This window comes from Leisingera sp. S132 (assembly GCF_025144465.1).
Classification (GTDB): Bacteria; Pseudomonadota; Alphaproteobacteria; order Rhodobacterales; family Rhodobacteraceae; genus Leisingera.
Genome location: NZ_CP083553.1, coordinates 1,426,689 through 1,441,767, shown reverse-complemented (window position 1 = coordinate 1,441,767; position 15,079 = coordinate 1,426,689). Strand labels below are relative to the sequence as shown.

Genomic DNA, 15,079 nt, shown 5'->3' with positions numbered 1-15,079 from the left:
CGCCCCGGATAGAAACAAACCATGAACACAGCCATTTCCTCCATCCGCAATCTCGGCCCAGCCTACGAAGAAGCCTGCCACCGCGCGGGTATTTCCTCCGCTGAGGACCTGCGCGCCCTTGGCGCCGATGCGGCCTATGCCCGGCTGTTGCAAACCGGCACCCGGCCGCATTTCATTGGTTACTACGTGCTTGTTATGGCGCTGCAAGGCCGCCCCTGGAATGATTGCAAAGGAAAGGAGAAGGAAGAGCTGCGCAAACGCTTTGATTCCATCAAGGCAGAAGCGCGGCCGCAGCACAGTTCCAAACTGCTGGCAGAGCTTGACGCCATTGGTGTGCGTGCGACCCAGGCCGACCTCAAGTCGCTCTGACCCAGGTCCCTGCAGTGGAACGGCTGGCCGTCAGCGGGCTGCTCAGCTGCCGGACAAGATCACAACCGCCGCAAAATCTGCAACTATTCCATGCTTTCTGCGTTGTGTTCCCAAGAGCTGACGCAACAAAGGGGGCTCCGGAATGGACCTGATCCGCATCATCTTCGCTGTCATTTTGCCGCCGCTGGGCGTGTTCCTGCAGGTGGGCCTGGGTAAGCACTTCTGGCTGAACATCCTTCTGACGCTTCTCGGCTATATCCCCGGTATCGTGCACGCGGTCTGGGTCATCGCACGGACGCCCAGCCATGCCTGAACTGCCGAGCCATCAGAAAGAGGAACTGCTGACGCTTGAACGCCTCGCTCAGCGCATGGACCGCGCGTTTCGCGTTCCGCTGCTTGGGGTGCGTGTCGGCTGGGACAGTATCGCGGGCCTGGTGCCAGGCGTTGGGGACGTGCTCGCCCTGGCCCCTGCCGTATACATTCTCTTCCGCGGGTTCCGGATGGGGGCCTCAGCACCGGTTCTTGCGCGGATGGCGGCTAATATCGGGATCGATACGCTCATCGGCTCGATCCCTCTTGCCGGCGACCTGTTTGACGTGGCCTGGAAAGCCAACACCCGCAACATCGCCTTGCTGCGCCGCCACCTTGAAGAAAACGGCATAAAGGGTGAGCCGCTGCCCAAACGTCTGGGCAAGCGGAAGTTTTCCAGCCTGACAGCTCCGCGGGAACTGCGGCTTTCTCCCGCCTGGGCTGGCAACCAAAGCTCGCAGAGGAAACCGCCCGGGGTCCGCCGCCACCCGCTTGGCCGCCCAATGTAAATACAAGAAAGGCAGATACAAAAAAGGCTGCACCCCGCAGGCTGCAGCCTCTTTTTTTACCGGTTAAGCCTGAAGCTTAGCCGACCAGTTCGAGACCGGAGAAGAAGTAAGCGATTTCCACTGCGGCGGTTTCCGGTGCGTCGGAGCCGTGGACGGAGTTTTCGCCAACCGATTCAGCAAATTCGGCGCGGATGGTGCCAGCGGCAGCGTCAGCCGGGTTGGTGGCGCCCATGACTTCGCGGTTCTTCGCGATGGCATTCTCGCCTTCCAGAACCTGCGCAACGATCGGCGCGGACGCCATGAATTCGCACAGTTCGTCGTAGAACGGACGCTCGGCGTGCACCTTGTAGAACTCACCCGCTTGCGCCTTGGTCAGGTGGATGCGCTTTTGCGCCACGATGCGCAGGCCGGCTTCTTCAAACTTGGCGTTGATTGCGCCGGTCAGGTTGCGGCGGGTTGCGTCGGGCTTGATGATCGAGAAAGTGCGTTCCAGAGCCATTTGGCATTCTCCTGTAAAATGGGCCGCGGGGCGTATCCCCGGGCCGGAAACTCCGCGCGCCGCCTATCATGGCTGAACGCGCTTGGGAAGATGTTTTCCGGGCACGTGCAGGCATGCTCATCTCCGGCGGGAGTGTTTTCGGCATGCGGAAGACAGCAGGCCGATTGACAGCCCCCTGTACCTGAGCCACACCGCTGCCCATGTTACGCATTCAAGACATCACCTACTCGGTCGAGGGCCGCCCGCTGATCGAGGGCGCATCCGCCACCATTCCCACCGGTCACAAGGTTGGCCTTGTCGGGCGAAACGGAACGGGCAAGACAACGCTGTTCCGGCTGATCCGCGGTAAACTGGCGCTGGAGACCGGCAGCATCACCCTGCCCTCCAAGGCCCGTATCGGCGGTGTCGCACAAGAGGTGCCGTCGTCGAATGTCTCTCTGACTGACACTGTGCTGGCCGCCGACACAGAACGCGCCGCCCTGCTGGCAGAGGCCGACAGCGCTACCGACCCTGTGCGGATTGCCGAAATCCAGACCCGCCTGACGGACATCGACGCCTGGTCAGCAGAGGCCCGCGCCGCGTCGATCCTTAAGGGCCTGGGCTTTGACGACGACGACCAGAAACGCCCCTGTTCCGACTTCTCGGGCGGCTGGCGCATGCGGGTGGCGCTGGCGGCAGTCCTGTTCGCCCAGCCCGATCTGCTGCTGCTGGACGAGCCGACCAACTACCTCGACCTCGAAGGCGCGTTGTGGCTGGAAAGCTACCTTGCAAAATACCCGCACACGGTGGTGATCGTCAGCCACGACCGCGGCCTCTTGAACCGCGCCGTCGGGTCGATCCTGCATCTCGAGGACAGGAAACTCACGCTGTACCAGGGCAACTACGACACATTCGCCGAAACCCGCACAGCGCGTCTGGCTGTTGCCGCGGCAGAAGCCAAGAAGCAGGAAGCCCGCCGCGCCCATCTGCAGAGCTTCGTCGACCGCTTCCGCTACAAGGCGTCCAAGGCGGTGCAGGCCCAATCACGCCTCAAGATGATCGCCAAGATGAAGCCGATCACGACCCCGCAGGAGGCCGCCCTGCGCGCCTTCACTTTTCCCGAGCCGGAAGAGATGTCCCCGCCGATCATCCACATCGAGGGCGGCATCACCGGCTATGGCGACACCGAAATCCTGAAACGGCTGAACCTGCGGATTGATCAGGACGACCGTATCGCGCTGCTGGGCAAGAACGGTCAGGGCAAATCGACACTCTCGAAACTGCTGGCCGACCGGCTGCCGCTGATGGCGGGCAAGATGACCCGTTCCTCCAAGCTGCGGATCGGCTATTTTGCCCAGCACCAGGTGGATGAACTTTACGTCGATGAAACCCCGCTGGACCACCTGCGCCGCTTGCGCCCTGATGAAGCTCCGGCGAAATGGCGCGCGCGGCTGGCGGGTTTCGGTCTGGGCGCTGCGCAGGCGGAAACCGAGGTCGGGCGGCTGTCAGGCGGCCAGAAGGCGCGGCTCAGCCTGCTGATCGCCACCATCGACGCGCCGCATTTGCTGATCCTTGACGAGCCGACCAACCATCTCGACATCGAAAGCCGCGAGGCACTGGTGGAGGCGCTGACCACCTATTCCGGCGCGGTGATCCTTGTGAGCCACGACATGCATCTCCTAAGCCTTGTGGCGGACCGCCTGTGGCTGGTCAGGGACGGTACTGTGAAACCCTATGACGGCGATCTGGAAAGCTACCGCGCCTTGCTGCTGGCCCGGGAAAAACCCGCCGCCAAAGCCGAGGCAACTAAGCCCGTCAAGCCCAAGCAGGCCGCCCGCGACGTTCTGATCGCGCTCCGCGCTGAGGTCCGCAAATCAGAGGCAAGGGTAGAGAAGCTCAGCGAAATGCGCGAAAAGCTTGACGAAAAGCTGGCCGACCCTAGCCTGTATGAGCCGGGTAAGGCTGGTGACATCGAGGTCTGGCAGAAGAAACACGCTGAGTGTATCGAAGCGCTGGAGCGGGCCGAGGGCCTGTGGATGGACGCGCTGGAGAAACTGGAGCAGGCAGAGGCACAATGATCGACACTGCATTTCTGATCACATCCTTCGTGACGCTGTTTGTGATCGTCGACCCGATCGGCCTGACACCAGTCTTTATCGCCCTGACCCAAGGCATGTCCTCCTCCCGCCGCCGCTCCATCGCGCTGCGAGCGACAATTACGGCTGCGGTCCTGCTGGCGATCTTTGCCGGTTTTGGCGAAGCAGTGCTGGGCTTCATTGGCATCTCCATGCCCGCCTTCCGGGTGGCCGGCGGTGTCCTGCTGTTCCTGACCGCGCTCGACATGCTGTTCGAACGCCGCAACAAACGGCGTGAGGACCGCAGCGAAGAAGATGACTTTGACGACCCGTCCGTCTTTCCGCTGGCGATCCCGCTGATGGCAGGCCCCGGCTCCATCGCCACCGTCATCCTGCTGACAGGCCAGCAGCCCGGCTTTGCAGGTTTTGCCATGGTGATGGGCGTGGTGATTGCCGTGCTGGCGATCCTGCTGGTGATGTGCCTGTTCTCCGGCCTGTTCGAACGGATGCTGGGCAAGACCGGGATCACTGTTGTCACCCGGCTTCTGGGCATGCTGCTGGCAGCCCTGTCGGTGCAGTTCGTGCTGGACGGCCTGCGCGACTTCGGCTTCGCAGGCTAGTATAACGTCCCGGCCCGCCTACATAATAAACAGGAGGTGAGCGCATGGGCGAATATGAAATCGGGCGGTTTATCTATCTGATCATCCTGCTGGTCGCGGTCGGGTCGTGGGTCTTTGTCCAAAACCGGCAAAGCCTCGGCAAGACGATGCAGATGTTTGCCGTCTGGGGCTTCATCTTTCTTGGCGTCATCGCTTCATACGGCTTATGGGAAGACATCCGCCAAACTGTTCGACCGCAGCAAAGTGTCGCCATCGACGCAGGCCGGGTCGAGGTGCCGCGCGCACCGGACGGCCATTACTACCTGACACTGGACGTGAACGGCGCTCCCGTCGAATTCCTCGTCGACACTGGTGCCAGTCAGGTTGTGCTGAATGAACGTGACGCCCGAAGCGCTGGCATAGATACCACCAGCCTTGCCTACCTCGGCCGCGCGAGCACCGCCAATGGCGAGGTGCGCACGGCGTCCGTCTGGATTGATGAGATCTCGCTTGGCGGCATCACCGACAAAAACCTGCGTGTGTGGGTCAACCAGGGAGAGCTGGAACAATCCCTGCTGGGGATGGGCTACCTGCAGCGCTGGTCCAGCATCGAAATCCGCAACGGCGCGCTGGTCCTCACTCGTTAACCCCACAGCCGCCCGCCGCAGCTTGTGCTGTATTGAGACGGATCAATGTTCTGCACCCGATTGCCCCATAGATTGGAACAAAGCGAACCAATCAGAGAGGAGCAAGCCCCCGTGACCGAAGACGAACTGACGCAACTGCAGCAAAGCTACTGCAAGCTGAACGAGGCATCCGGCAAGTCTCCTGCCTATTTCTATCACTCGCTGTTCCATCATGCGCCTGAACTGCGCCAGCTGTTCCGTGAGGATCTGGAGGGCCAGGGCATGAAGTTCATGACCACGCTGGGCGTGATTATTGCCAGGCTGAATGATGAAAGCGCCGTGGCCCCGCAGTTTCAGCAGCTCGGCAAGACACATGCCTCACTTGGTGTTTTGACGGAACATTTTGCACCGATGGAAGAAGCGCTGGTCGACACCCTGCGCCATGCGCTCGGCAAGGAGATGACTCAGGAACTGGAGGCGCTGTGGCGCACCGCCTTCAAGGAAATTGCCGTCAAGATGATCGAGCGCGGCGGCATTCCGGGCCAGTGAACCGGGCGACCGGCCCGCACCATGGCCGCGGCGTTAGCTGTTGCCCTGCTCAGCCGTAATGAACCCTTTCACGGGATAAACCCGTCCGAACGCGCCCGGGTTGCTTTCCAGCCGGACCGCAGACCAATCGTTGTTTTCCGACACATCAATCACCGCCATACCCAGCGAGATCTTGTTGCGGTGCCAATTGGCGTGATTGACCCGGATCCTGCGGGCATCTTCCACCTTGGACACCACGGCAACGTGCCCCAGCGGGTTGGAGCGGGTGGCACTGAAGGCCATCACGGCACCGGGCTGCGGTTCGTTGCTGCGGCCGTACTGCCCCGTGGCCTGCGCCCACCAGGTCTTGGCATTTCCAAAAATCTCGATCCCGCTGGCATTGCGGGCAAAAGGCACGCACCAGACCCGGCGGCCTTTGGACTGCAGGTATTGAACTTCCTGAACTGCGTATTCCAGACGCGCGGCCTCGGCCGCTGCCCGGCTGACTGATCCGTTCTGGACATCACCGCAATTGGCGAGAAAAAGAAGGCTAGCGCCGGCAATAGGAAGCAGGCGCAGCCGCTTGACCGCATGTCCAAAGTTCATCTGTCCCCCCAGTGTCCTGGTTGTTTTCCCGGTTGTCCGGATTTTGTGCTGAGAGGGATAAAGGCCAAGTGACGAAAAATCGAGTAATTGTTGCCCTTGTGAAACAATTCAAACGGGTCATCGGCAAATTCTTGCCAACAGCAGGTGCCACAACCGGAAATCCGCCTATTTCTCGGCCTTCTTTTCCCAGCGGCCGCTTTCCTCAGACCAGTACTGTGCGGAACAGCCCGCTTCTGTCAGGCTTTTCCACTGGGTGCGGGCATGCTGCACGGCCTCCGGATCGGTGCCGTCAAACAGGATGCAGACCCGGCTCAGCGATTGCACTTCCTCGGCGCTGACGGCGGCGCCGTCCACCGCCATCACGCACTCAGGTCCGTTGGCAGCCTCCGGCCCTGCCGTCAGAAGGATGGGCTGCAACGCATCATGGGGGCCGCCTGCCAGACCATGCGCCAGGAAGCTTTCCTCCGGCCCCTGCCACAGGCGGTCATCCAGCCAGGCCATGCGCTCAGGGTCGCGCCCGCGCACCGCAATACGCCAGCCCGCCCCCCGCGCCTTATCCAGAAGGACCGGCAGGGTCTCCTCCAGCGGCCTGCGGGTCAGATGATAGAAATAGGCAGCCCCCATAGATGCTTATTCCACCTCGAACTTGTCCGCGACCAGCCGGTTCAGCGCCATCACACCCCAGCCGGTGGCGCCTTTGGGCGCATAGTCCGTGTCCTTGCTGACGGACGCCACGCCAGCGATATCCAGATGGATCCAAGGCATACCGTCCTTGATGAACCGCTGCAGGAACTGCGCCGCAGTGATGGAACCCGCCGGACGGCCGCCGACGTTCTTCATGTCGGCAATGCGGGATTTCAGCTGCTCGTCATAGGCCCTGCCCAACGGCATCCGCCAGGCGCCCTCGTCCTCAGACCTGGCAGCCTTCAGGAAGGCATTGCACAGGTCATCATCGTTAGAGAAGACACCGGCGTTTTCATGCCCCAGCCCGATGATGATTGCCCCGGTCAGGGTTGCCAGATCGATCACGCCTGCGGGCTTGAACCGCTCCTGCGCATACCAAAGGACATCGCACAGCACCAAGCGGCCCTCGGCGTCCGTATTGATGATTTCGACGGTGTCACCCTTCATGGATTTCACCACATCGCCGGGACGGGTGGCGTTGCCCGATGGCATGTTCTCCACCAGACCAACGAGGCCGACCACATTTGCCTTGGCTTTGCGCAATGCCAGCGCACGCATGGTGCCCGCCACGACGCCGGCACCGCCCATGTCCATGGTCATCTCTTCCATGCCTGCCGCGGGCTTCAGGGAGATACCCCCAGTATCGAACACCACCCCTTTGCCGACCAGCGCCAGCGGCGCGGCATCCTTGGCACCGCCCTTCCACTGCATCACCGCAACCTTGGAGGGGCTGTCGGACCCCTGCCCGACACTCAGCAGCGTGCGCATGCCCAGCTTTTCCAGATCTGCCTCTTCCAGGATCTCGACCTCCAGGCCAATGCCCTTCATTTCTTCGATGCGGCGGGCAAACTCCGTGGTGGTCAGGACATTCGCCGGCTCATTGACCAGATCACGTGTCATATGCACGCCCTCCGCCACTGCCAGCAGCGGTGCGCAGGCGGCCTCCAGCTCTGCTGGCGACTTAGCGGCGATAACAATCTCCCCTTCCGGCATGTCGTCCTTGGGAGACTTGTGATTTTCGAAAGTATAGTCCCGCAGCGCCATACCCAGTGTCAGATCGGCCGCCTTGTTCATGCTGCCTGCCATGACAGTCAGCCGCTTGCCCCCAGCCCCCTTCACCAGCTTGGCCCCCGCCTGGCGTGCCTCCACCGGCGTCAGCTTGCGCGGCAGCACCAGAACATCCAGCGCCTCCGCCTTCATGCCCGCGGGCCAGTTCAGCGAAATCACATCGCCTGGCTTGGCCTTTGTGAACCCCTCCGAGTCGATCAGCCTGGCGATAGCGCCCTTGGCCATCCGGTTGGCGCTGCGCGCGGCCTGATCCATACTGCCCTCGGGCGTCACCATGACCGCCACCCGGCCGGTCATTTCTGCCATCGCCTTGGGATCGTATTCGGCAAAACGGATCGGGGTGAGGCTGGTCATTCGTGCGCGCTCCTGCTGAAAATCATCTGGTTCTTGGCACCAGAGGTATCCTGCAGAGCGGCGGTTGGAAAGAGCCGGCAGCACTGGCCAACGCCTGCGGTCCGCCGCCGATTGCCACGCCGGGCGAGAATGCAGTTTTCCCCGCCAATCAAATCCACTAAGGTCCGCCAAAACAACAACGGCAAGATCTGGGGGGATCGGGTGTCACGCTACGACAGATATGTGCTGTCACAGTATCTGCTCTTCTTCGGCTTCTTTGCCCTGATTCTGGTGGCCGTGTTCTGGGTCAACCGGGCCGTAGTGCTGTTCGATACGCTGATCGGCAACGGGCAGTCCGCACTGGTGTTTCTGGAATTCACCGCGCTCACGCTGCCGAACCTGATCCGAATTGTGCTGCCGATTGCCGCCTTCGGCGCTGCGGTCTGGGTGACCAACCGGCTGAACAGCGAAAGCGAGCTGACCGTGCTGCGCGCCACCGGTACCAGCCCTTGGCAAATGGCCCGCCCTGCGCTGGTGTTCGGCATTATCACTGCCCTGATGATGTCGGCGCTGACGCACTACCTGCTGCCGGCCTCGATCAGCCAGTTGGAGTTGCGTGAAAGCGAAGTCTCGCGGAACATCACCGCCAAACTGCTCAGCGAAGGCGATTTTCTGCATCCCGCTGCAGGTGTCACGTTCTATATCCGGCAGATTGACCCGGACGGGACCCTCCAGGACGTGTTCCTGTCGGACCGCCGCGACCCGGAAGTGACCGTCACCTACACCGGGAACCGCGCCTTTCTCGTGCGGGACGGCGAAAGTGCGCATCTGATCATGGTAGAAGGCATGGCGCAGCGGCTCGAAAACAAGTCGCAACGTCTCTCGACCACATTCTTTTCCGATTTCTCTTATGACATCAGCTCCCTGGCCCGCCAGGCTGAGAACCCGGCCCGCAACATACGCGCTATTCCCAGCCTCGAGCTTATGAACAGCACTGCAGCCGTCACCCGAAGCGACGGTTACTCCGCTGGCGCCCAAGCCGAAGAGCTGCACCTGCGCTTTGCCCGGGCATTGATCTGCATTGCCGTAACGCTGATTGGCTTTTCCGCATTGATGCTGGGCACATTCTCACGCTTTGGCGTCTGGCGGCAGGCGATGCTGGCCTTCATCATTCTGATCTTTGTCGAAGGCCTGCGTGGCGTGGTCTCCGATCCCGTTCTCAAAAATCCCGACCTGTGGCCCCTGATCTACCTTCCCACCCTGCTGGGCCTGGCGGTAGCGCTGGTCTTCCTGGTCCTGTCTGCCCGCCCCAAACGGATCCGGGCAATGGCAGCGGAGACCACAGCATGAAACTGGATCTCTACTATGCGCGCCGTTTCACGCAATGGTTTCTGGCGATCGTAGCTGTGCTGATGACATTGGTGGTTCTGATCGATCTGAATGAGCAGATACGCCGGTTTGAATCAGTTGACCTCAGCCTGGCGCAGCTGATTGGGCTGACCCTGCTGAACATACCCGCAGCCCTCAGTGAGTTCCTGCCGCTGATCATGATCCTGTCAACCATCGTGCTGTTTGTTGGCCTTGCCCGCAGCAGTGAGCTGGTGGTGACCCGTGCCATCGGCCGGTCGGGCATAAGGGCACTGGCAGCCCCTGTACTGGTCGCAGCGGCAATCGGCGGCCTGGCCGTCACCATGCTCAATCCCATTGCGGCGGCCACGGCCAACCGTTACCAGGATCTGGCAGAAACCTATCAGAACGGCGGCCCCTCGGCCTTGTCGCTGAGCGGTGAAGGCCTGTGGCTGCGCCAAGGGGGCGCCCGCGGCCAATCAGTCATTCACGCCAAGGGGTACAGCGGCGATGCCGCTGACATCACCCTGATTGACGTTTCGATACATGCCTACACAAATGCAGGCGGCCCGGTGCGCCGCATAACCGCCGAAACGGCGCGGCTGGAAGGCAATCATTGGATTCTGACCAATGCAAAGGCCTGGCCGCTGACGGCAGGCATCAATCCCGAAACCGGCGCTGCCCGGCATGAGGAGCTGCGGCTGCCGACCACGCTGACCACAGACCGCATCCGCGGTACACTGGGCACCGCCAGCGGCATCTCGATTTATGACCTGCCTTCCACCATCCGCGAACTGTCAGCTGCCGGTTTCACCACCAAGCGTTACGAAGTCCGGCTGCAGGCAGAGCTGGCCCGCCCCCTGTTCCTGATCGCCATGGTGCTGGTCGGCGCATCCTTCACCATGCGGCACGCCCGCTTTGGCGGCACCGGCTTGGCCGTGCTGATGGCCGTGCTGCTGGGATTCGGACTTTATTTCATCCGCAATTTCGCGCAAATCCTTGGCGAGAATGGGCAAATCCCGGTGGCGCTGGCCGCTTGGGCGCCGCCTGCTGCCGCAATACTTTTGACTTTGGGACTGCTACTCCATGCCGAAGACGGGTAACCTGCGCCGGGCGCTGCTTCTTTCCGCCGTGCTGCCCTGGCTGGCGCTGTCTGCCTCTGCTCCTCAGGCGCAGACTGCCGCGCCCCCGGATCAGGCCCAGCCCGCAATGCTCGTTGCCGATCAGGTGTTCATCACCGCGGACCGGACACTTGTGGCAGAAGGCAATGTCGAAGCTTTTCAGGGCGATATACGCCTGCGCGCGCAGAAGATAACCTTTGATCAAGGCACAGGCACCCTGCTTGTCGAGGGCCCGATCCGTATCGACCAGAACGGTGACATCACCATTCTGGCCAACGCTGCGGAAATGGACAGCAGCCTGCGCAACGGACTGCTCAACGGCGCCCGCATGGTACTGCAGCAGCAGCTCCAGCTCGCGTCGCTGCAGATGACACGGGTCAGCGGCCGCTATACCCAGCTCTATAAGACCGCTGTGTCCTCGTGCCATGTCTGCGAAGACGGGCGCCCCCCGCTCTGGCAGATCCGCGCGGAGCGCGTCACCCATGATCAGCAGGAACGCCAGCTTTACTTTGAGAACGCGCAGCTGCGGGTCCTGGATGTGCCGGTTTTCTACTTCCCGGCGTTCCGTCTGCCGGATCCCTCGCTGGAGAGAACCAGCGGCTTTCTGATCCCCTCCGTGCGCTCAACATCGAACCTCGGCACCGGGGTCAAGGTTCCCTATTTCTTCACCCTTGGCCCGCACAAGGATCTGACGGTCGCGCCCTACGTCTCATCAAGCACCCGGACACTGGACCTGCGCTACCGGCAGGCCTTCCGGCGCGGCCGGATCGAGTTCAACGGAGCCTATACCCGCGACGATCTTTACCCGGGCCAGGACCGTGGATACATCTTCGGAAATGGCCGGTTCGAATTGCCGCGAAACTACCGCTTCACTTTTGATTTGCGGGCGGTTTCAGACGATGCCTATCTCGCGGATTACGGCCTGCCCGACACTGACCGCCTCCGCTCCAGGCTGGAGCTGTCGCGGATCCGCCGGGACAGCTTGCTCCGCACATCGCTGACCCACTACAAAACGCTCCGCTCCGACGAAGATCCTGACGAAATCCCCTCCGGTATTGCCGAAGCACTGTTTCAGAAACGCTATTTCCCCAGCCTTACGGGCGGCGAAGTCCGGCTGACGCTTCAGGGAAACGGACGTTACCGCCGCTCAACAAACCGGGGCGATGGACTGAGCGAAGACTCCGCTACCGGCCGGGACCTCGCAAGGCTGACTGCCGACCTGAGCTGGCTCCGCACTTGGAGGCTCGGCTACGGGATCCTGGCAGAGGCCGAGCTGGGCGCTGCAGCGGATGCCTCCAGAGCTTATGATGATGCTTTTTTCACCGATGAAGTCACCCGCCTGACGCCCCGCGGCTCAATGACTTTCCGCTTGCCGATGACCCGCCGTGAAGCCAATGGCGCCACCCAGTACTTGGAGCCGATCCTGCGGCTTGGCTGGCGCAACGAAGGCAGCGGTGATGTGGTCAGCGAGGAAAGCAGGTTCGTCGAATTTGACCAGGGCAACCTGCTGTCGCTGTCCCGTTTCCCCGCAACCGATGCCCGCGAGGACGGGTTTACACTGGTCTATGGAGCCAATTGGGCGCGCTACTCGCCTCAGGGCTGGCAGGCCTACGCAACAATTGGCCAGGTGCTGCGCAGCGAGGCGGACCCCCGGTTCACCAAAAGCTCGGGGCTTGGCGGCACTTCGTCGGATCTTCTGCTGGCCGGCCAGATCAAGTTCGGCGACGGGCTGGCGATCTCCACCCGCGGCCTGCTGAACGGTTCGCTGAACTTTTCCAAGGCCGAAGTCCGAGGCGAATGGCACACGGACCGTTCCAGCCTGTCCGGCACATATCTGTGGCTTGGCACGGATCCCGTCGAGGAACGGTCCGAGGAAAGCTCCGAAATCTGGGTCGATGGGCGCTACGACATCAACCCCAGCTGGTCTGCCAGCGCCCGGCTGCGCTACGATATTTCCGATGCCCGAGCCACCCGGGCAGGTCTGGGTCTGGCGTATCAGAACGAATGCGTAACGGTCGACCTTTCGGTCAACCGCCGCTATACCTCAACAACAAGTGTTGAGCCGACAACGGATTTCGGCTTTACCATCTCCCTCAGCGGTTTTTCCGTAAAGAGCGGCAACAAACAGTACAGGCGGTCATGCAGCAAGACGTGAATTCCCGGTTCCCGGCTCCCTTCCTTTCCCGTGCCCTCAAGTCCGCAGCCGCGCTGGCGCTGGCAGCAGGTCTCTCTCTGACCGCCCTGCCGGCCGGAGCACAGAATCTTTTTGCGCCTGCAATCACAGTCAATGACGAGGTGATCACCCGTTATGAGCTGGAGCAGCGTGCCCGCTTTCAGGCCGCGCTGAGGGTACCGGGCGACCCGCTGGAAACCGCACGCGAGGAGCTGATCAATGACCGGCTCAAGCTTCAAGTGCTCCAACAGGCCGGCATTGAACTGTCCGATGAGGATATTTCTGCCGGCATGGAAGAAATGGCAGGCCGCGCCAACCTGTCGCTGAACGAATTCCTGGCAGCCCTGCAGCAGCAGGGCGTCGCTCCGCAGACCTTGCGCGATTTCACCAGGGTCGGCCTGGGCTGGCGCGAATACACCCGCGCCCGTTTCCTGTCCCAGGCGCGCCCGACCCCGGAAGAAATTGACCGCGCCATGGGATCTGCAGGCACCGGCAGCGTCCAGGTGCTGCTGAGTGAGTTCATCGTGCCGATCAACGACCAGAATGCAGCCCAGGTCGAAGAGTTGATTGAGCAAGTATCCCGGCTCAAAGGCTACGACAGCTTTGCCGCCGCCGCGACCCAGTACTCCGCTGCCGCCAGCCGCAATGAGGGCGGCCGCCTGCCCTGGATGCCTCTGACCAAACTGCCGCCGCAGCTGCAGGAAATCGTGCTGGCGCTGAATCCCGGCGAAATTTCCGAACCGCTGCCGCTGCAAAACGCCGTGGCACTGTTCCAGATGCGCGGCGTGCGCGAGGTTGAAGGCGCGGCACCGCGTTACACCGCCATCGAATACGCCACCTACTTCGTCCCCGGCGGACGCACGCCTGAAGGACTGGCCGCAGTGCAGAAGGTTGTAAACAGCGTCGACACCTGCGAGGACTTCTACGGCCTCGCTCAAGGTCAGGACCCGTCGGTGCTGGACATCCAAAGCCTTCCGCCCGCGGACATTCCCCGCGACATCGCGCTGGAACTGGCCAAGCTCGACCCAAGTGAAACCTCCACAGCGCTGACACGCAACAACGGCCAGACTGCAGTGGTCCTGATGCTCTGCGGCCGCACTGCCGACCTCGGCGAGGGCGCCAACCGCGAAACCGTGGCCAATGCGCTTGTGGCGCAGCGGATGACATCGCTGACCGACAGCTTCCTGGAACAGCTGCGCGCCGACGCCCGGATCGACATCAAATGACCCGCTCCGGGCCCATTGCCCTCAGTTGCGGTGAACCCGCAGGCATCGGCCCGGAAATCGCCGTCAAGGCATGGGAGGCACTGAGGAACAGCTGCCCGTTCTTCTGGATTGGCGATCCGCGGCATCTGCCCCCAGGCACGCCGGTCAGCGAGATTTCATTCCCCGCTGAGGCCGCCGCAGCCTGTGCGGACCGCTTTCCGGTCCTGCCGATTGCCTTCGGCGGCAGCGCAGCCAAGGGCACGGCCGATCCGGCCAACGCTGCAGGCGTGATCCAATCCATTGAAACCGCCGTGAAACTGGTTCAGGCAGGCGAGGCCTCCGCCGTCTGCACAGCCCCCATTCACAAGAAGGCACTGATCGACGGTGCGGGCTTTGCCTATCCCGGCCATACAGAATTTCTCGCGGCACTGGCAGGCCGCAGCCGGGTGGTGATGATGCTGGCGAGCGACCAGTTGCGTGTGGTGCCTGCCACCATCCACATCGCCCTGTCAGACGTGCCCGCGGCGCTGACACCGGAAGGCTTGCGCGAAATCATAGAAATCACCGCTGCGGGCCTGCAAAGCCAGTTCGGCATTGCCGCACCGCGTATCGCGGTTGCAGGCCTCAACCCGCACGCAGGCGAAGGCGGCGCAATGGGCCGCGAAGAACTCGATTGGATCAATGCGCTGGTTGCGCAGATGCAGGCGGAAGGCCAGAATGTCACCGGCCCCCACCCTGCTGACACCCTGTTTCACGCCGCAGCCCGCGCCCGTTATGACGCGGCGGTCTGCATGTATCACGATCAGGCCCTGATCCCGATCAAGACGCTGGATTTCGACCGCGGCGTCAATGTTACCTTGGGCCTGCCTTTCATCCGCACCTCCCCCGATCACGGCACCGCCTTTGACATCGCGGGCACCGGACAGGCCAATCCCTCCAGCCTGATCGAGGCGCTGAAGCTGGCGCAGGCCATGGCCGCCAGCACTTGATTCTTCCTCTTGCCGGAAATATCCCCGCCGGAGGCATGAAACTTTTGGCGCGCGCCGCGT

General features: G+C 62.2%; 16 protein-coding genes. 12 read left to right on the top strand and 4 right to left on the bottom strand.

Annotation, left to right across the window (positions count from 1 at the left end):
- The first annotated feature begins 21 nt into the window (after positions 1-21).
- The 3 genes from K3725_RS07075 to K3725_RS07065 all read left to right on the top strand — a co-directional run bounded on the left by K3725_RS07075 (position 22) and on the right by K3725_RS07065 (position 1,187).
- Positions 22-369 carry a TfoX/Sxy family protein gene (locus K3725_RS07075; RefSeq protein WP_260018100.1) on the top strand — a complete coding sequence of 116 codons (348 nt, stop codon included), beginning with the start codon at positions 22-24 and terminating at the stop codon, positions 367-369.
- A 142-nt stretch (positions 370-511) separates the two neighbouring features.
- Positions 512-682 carry a YqaE/Pmp3 family membrane protein gene (locus tag K3725_RS07070; protein ID WP_065267494.1) on the top strand — a complete coding sequence of 57 codons (171 nt, stop codon included), beginning with the start codon at positions 512-514 and terminating at the stop codon, positions 680-682.
- A complete protein-coding gene (locus tag K3725_RS07065) occupies positions 675-1,187 on the top strand; it encodes a DUF4112 domain-containing protein (RefSeq protein WP_260018099.1) in 513 nt (170 codons plus the stop codon). The genes K3725_RS07070 and K3725_RS07065 overlap by 8 nt, the downstream gene beginning before the upstream one ends.
- Positions 1,188-1,263: 76 nt before the next feature.
- Here the strand turns inward: K3725_RS07065 and ndk are convergent, their stop codons facing one another.
- A complete protein-coding gene (ndk, locus tag K3725_RS07060) occupies positions 1,264-1,686 on the bottom strand; it encodes a nucleoside-diphosphate kinase (protein WP_039178499.1) in 423 nt (140 codons plus the stop codon).
- A gap of 200 nt (positions 1,687-1,886) precedes the next feature.
- Here ndk and K3725_RS07055 point away from each other — a divergent pair, with 200 nt between their 5' ends.
- The 4 genes from K3725_RS07055 to K3725_RS07040 all read left to right on the top strand — a co-directional run bounded on the left by K3725_RS07055 (position 1,887) and on the right by K3725_RS07040 (position 5,514).
- Positions 1,887-3,743, top strand: coding sequence for an ABC-F family ATP-binding cassette domain-containing protein (locus tag K3725_RS07055; protein ID WP_260018098.1), 1,857 nt, complete (start codon positions 1,887-1,889; stop codon positions 3,741-3,743).
- Positions 3,740-4,360, top strand: coding sequence for a MarC family protein (locus K3725_RS07050; RefSeq protein WP_019298524.1), 621 nt, complete (start codon positions 3,740-3,742; stop codon positions 4,358-4,360). The genes K3725_RS07055 and K3725_RS07050 overlap by 4 nt, the downstream gene beginning before the upstream one ends.
- Before the next feature lie 44 nt (positions 4,361-4,404).
- Entirely contained in the window at positions 4,405-4,986 is a 582-nt protein-coding gene (locus K3725_RS07045; protein ID WP_260018097.1) for a TIGR02281 family clan AA aspartic protease, read from the top strand.
- 111 nt (positions 4,987-5,097) lie between these two features.
- Positions 5,098-5,514 (top strand): globin domain-containing protein, encoded by a 417-nt coding sequence (locus K3725_RS07040; protein WP_260018096.1) that lies wholly within the window; start codon positions 5,098-5,100, stop codon positions 5,512-5,514.
- A 33-nt stretch (positions 5,515-5,547) separates the two neighbouring features.
- Here the strand turns inward: K3725_RS07040 and K3725_RS07035 are convergent, their stop codons facing one another.
- From K3725_RS07035 to K3725_RS07025, 3 genes are all read right to left on the bottom strand, one after another.
- Positions 5,548-6,099 carry a CHAP domain-containing protein gene (locus tag K3725_RS07035; protein ID WP_260018095.1) on the bottom strand — a complete coding sequence of 184 codons (552 nt, stop codon included), beginning with the start codon at positions 6,097-6,099 and terminating at the stop codon, positions 5,548-5,550.
- A 165-nt stretch (positions 6,100-6,264) separates the two neighbouring features.
- Entirely contained in the window at positions 6,265-6,723 is a 459-nt protein-coding gene (locus K3725_RS07030; protein ID WP_260018094.1) for a DNA polymerase III subunit chi, read from the bottom strand.
- Between the two features lie 6 nt (positions 6,724-6,729).
- On the bottom strand, positions 6,730-8,205 hold the full coding sequence (locus K3725_RS07025) for a leucyl aminopeptidase (protein WP_260018093.1): 1,476 nt from the start codon (positions 8,203-8,205) through the stop codon (positions 6,730-6,732).
- Between the two features lie 201 nt (positions 8,206-8,406).
- On the opposite strand from K3725_RS07025, the gene lptF reads away from it, so the two are divergent.
- Genes lptF through pdxA form a run of 5 tightly spaced genes read left to right on the top strand, consistent with a single transcriptional unit; the run spans position 8,407 to position 15,019 of the window.
- On the top strand, positions 8,407-9,534 hold the full coding sequence (gene lptF, locus K3725_RS07020; protein WP_260018092.1) for an LPS export ABC transporter permease LptF: 1,128 nt from the start codon (positions 8,407-8,409) through the stop codon (positions 9,532-9,534).
- Positions 9,531-10,634, top strand: coding sequence for an LPS export ABC transporter permease LptG (gene lptG / locus K3725_RS07015; protein WP_260018091.1), 1,104 nt, complete (start codon positions 9,531-9,533; stop codon positions 10,632-10,634). Before lptF ends, lptG begins: the two co-directional genes overlap by 4 nt.
- Positions 10,618-12,807 (top strand): LPS-assembly protein LptD, encoded by a 2,190-nt coding sequence (locus K3725_RS07010; RefSeq protein ID WP_260018090.1) that lies wholly within the window; start codon positions 10,618-10,620, stop codon positions 12,805-12,807. Before lptG ends, K3725_RS07010 begins: the two co-directional genes overlap by 17 nt.
- Complete coding sequence (locus tag K3725_RS07005) at positions 12,792-14,051, top strand: peptidylprolyl isomerase (RefSeq protein ID WP_260018089.1); 1,260 nt, start codon at positions 12,792-12,794, stop codon at positions 14,049-14,051. Before K3725_RS07010 ends, K3725_RS07005 begins: the two co-directional genes overlap by 16 nt.
- Positions 14,048-15,019 (top strand): 4-hydroxythreonine-4-phosphate dehydrogenase PdxA, encoded by a 972-nt coding sequence (gene pdxA, locus K3725_RS07000; RefSeq protein ID WP_260018088.1) that lies wholly within the window; start codon positions 14,048-14,050, stop codon positions 15,017-15,019. Before K3725_RS07005 ends, pdxA begins: the two co-directional genes overlap by 4 nt.
- The last annotated feature ends 60 nt before the right edge of the window (positions 15,020-15,079 follow it).

Coding starts and splice junctions, on each gene's coding strand:
- K3725_RS07065 (WP_260018099.1), top strand. CDS start 675: ATGCCTGAACTGCCGAGCCATCAGAAAGAGGAACTGCTGACGCTTGAA.
- K3725_RS07050 (WP_019298524.1), top strand. CDS start 3,740: ATGATCGACACTGCATTTCTGATCACATCCTTCGTGACGCTGTTTGTG.
- K3725_RS07045 (WP_260018097.1), top strand. CDS start 4,405: ATGGGCGAATATGAAATCGGGCGGTTTATCTATCTGATCATCCTGCTG.
- ndk (WP_039178499.1), bottom strand. CDS start 1,686: ATGGCTCTGGAACGCACTTTCTCGATCATCAAGCCCGACGCAACCCGC.
- lptG (WP_260018091.1), top strand. CDS start 9,531: ATGAAACTGGATCTCTACTATGCGCGCCGTTTCACGCAATGGTTTCTG.
- K3725_RS07075 (WP_260018100.1), top strand. CDS start 22: ATGAACACAGCCATTTCCTCCATCCGCAATCTCGGCCCAGCCTACGAA.
- K3725_RS07035 (WP_260018095.1), bottom strand. CDS start 6,099: ATGAACTTTGGACATGCGGTCAAGCGGCTGCGCCTGCTTCCTATTGCC.
- K3725_RS07055 (WP_260018098.1), top strand. CDS start 1,887: ATGTTACGCATTCAAGACATCACCTACTCGGTCGAGGGCCGCCCGCTG.
- K3725_RS07025 (WP_260018093.1), bottom strand. CDS start 8,205: ATGACCAGCCTCACCCCGATCCGTTTTGCCGAATACGATCCCAAGGCG.
- K3725_RS07010 (WP_260018090.1), top strand. CDS start 10,618: ATGCCGAAGACGGGTAACCTGCGCCGGGCGCTGCTTCTTTCCGCCGTG.
- pdxA (WP_260018088.1), top strand. CDS start 14,048: ATGACCCGCTCCGGGCCCATTGCCCTCAGTTGCGGTGAACCCGCAGGC.
- K3725_RS07030 (WP_260018094.1), bottom strand. CDS start 6,723: ATGGGGGCTGCCTATTTCTATCATCTGACCCGCAGGCCGCTGGAGGAG.
- K3725_RS07070 (WP_065267494.1), top strand. CDS start 512: ATGGACCTGATCCGCATCATCTTCGCTGTCATTTTGCCGCCGCTGGGC.
- K3725_RS07005 (WP_260018089.1), top strand. CDS start 12,792: ATGCAGCAAGACGTGAATTCCCGGTTCCCGGCTCCCTTCCTTTCCCGT.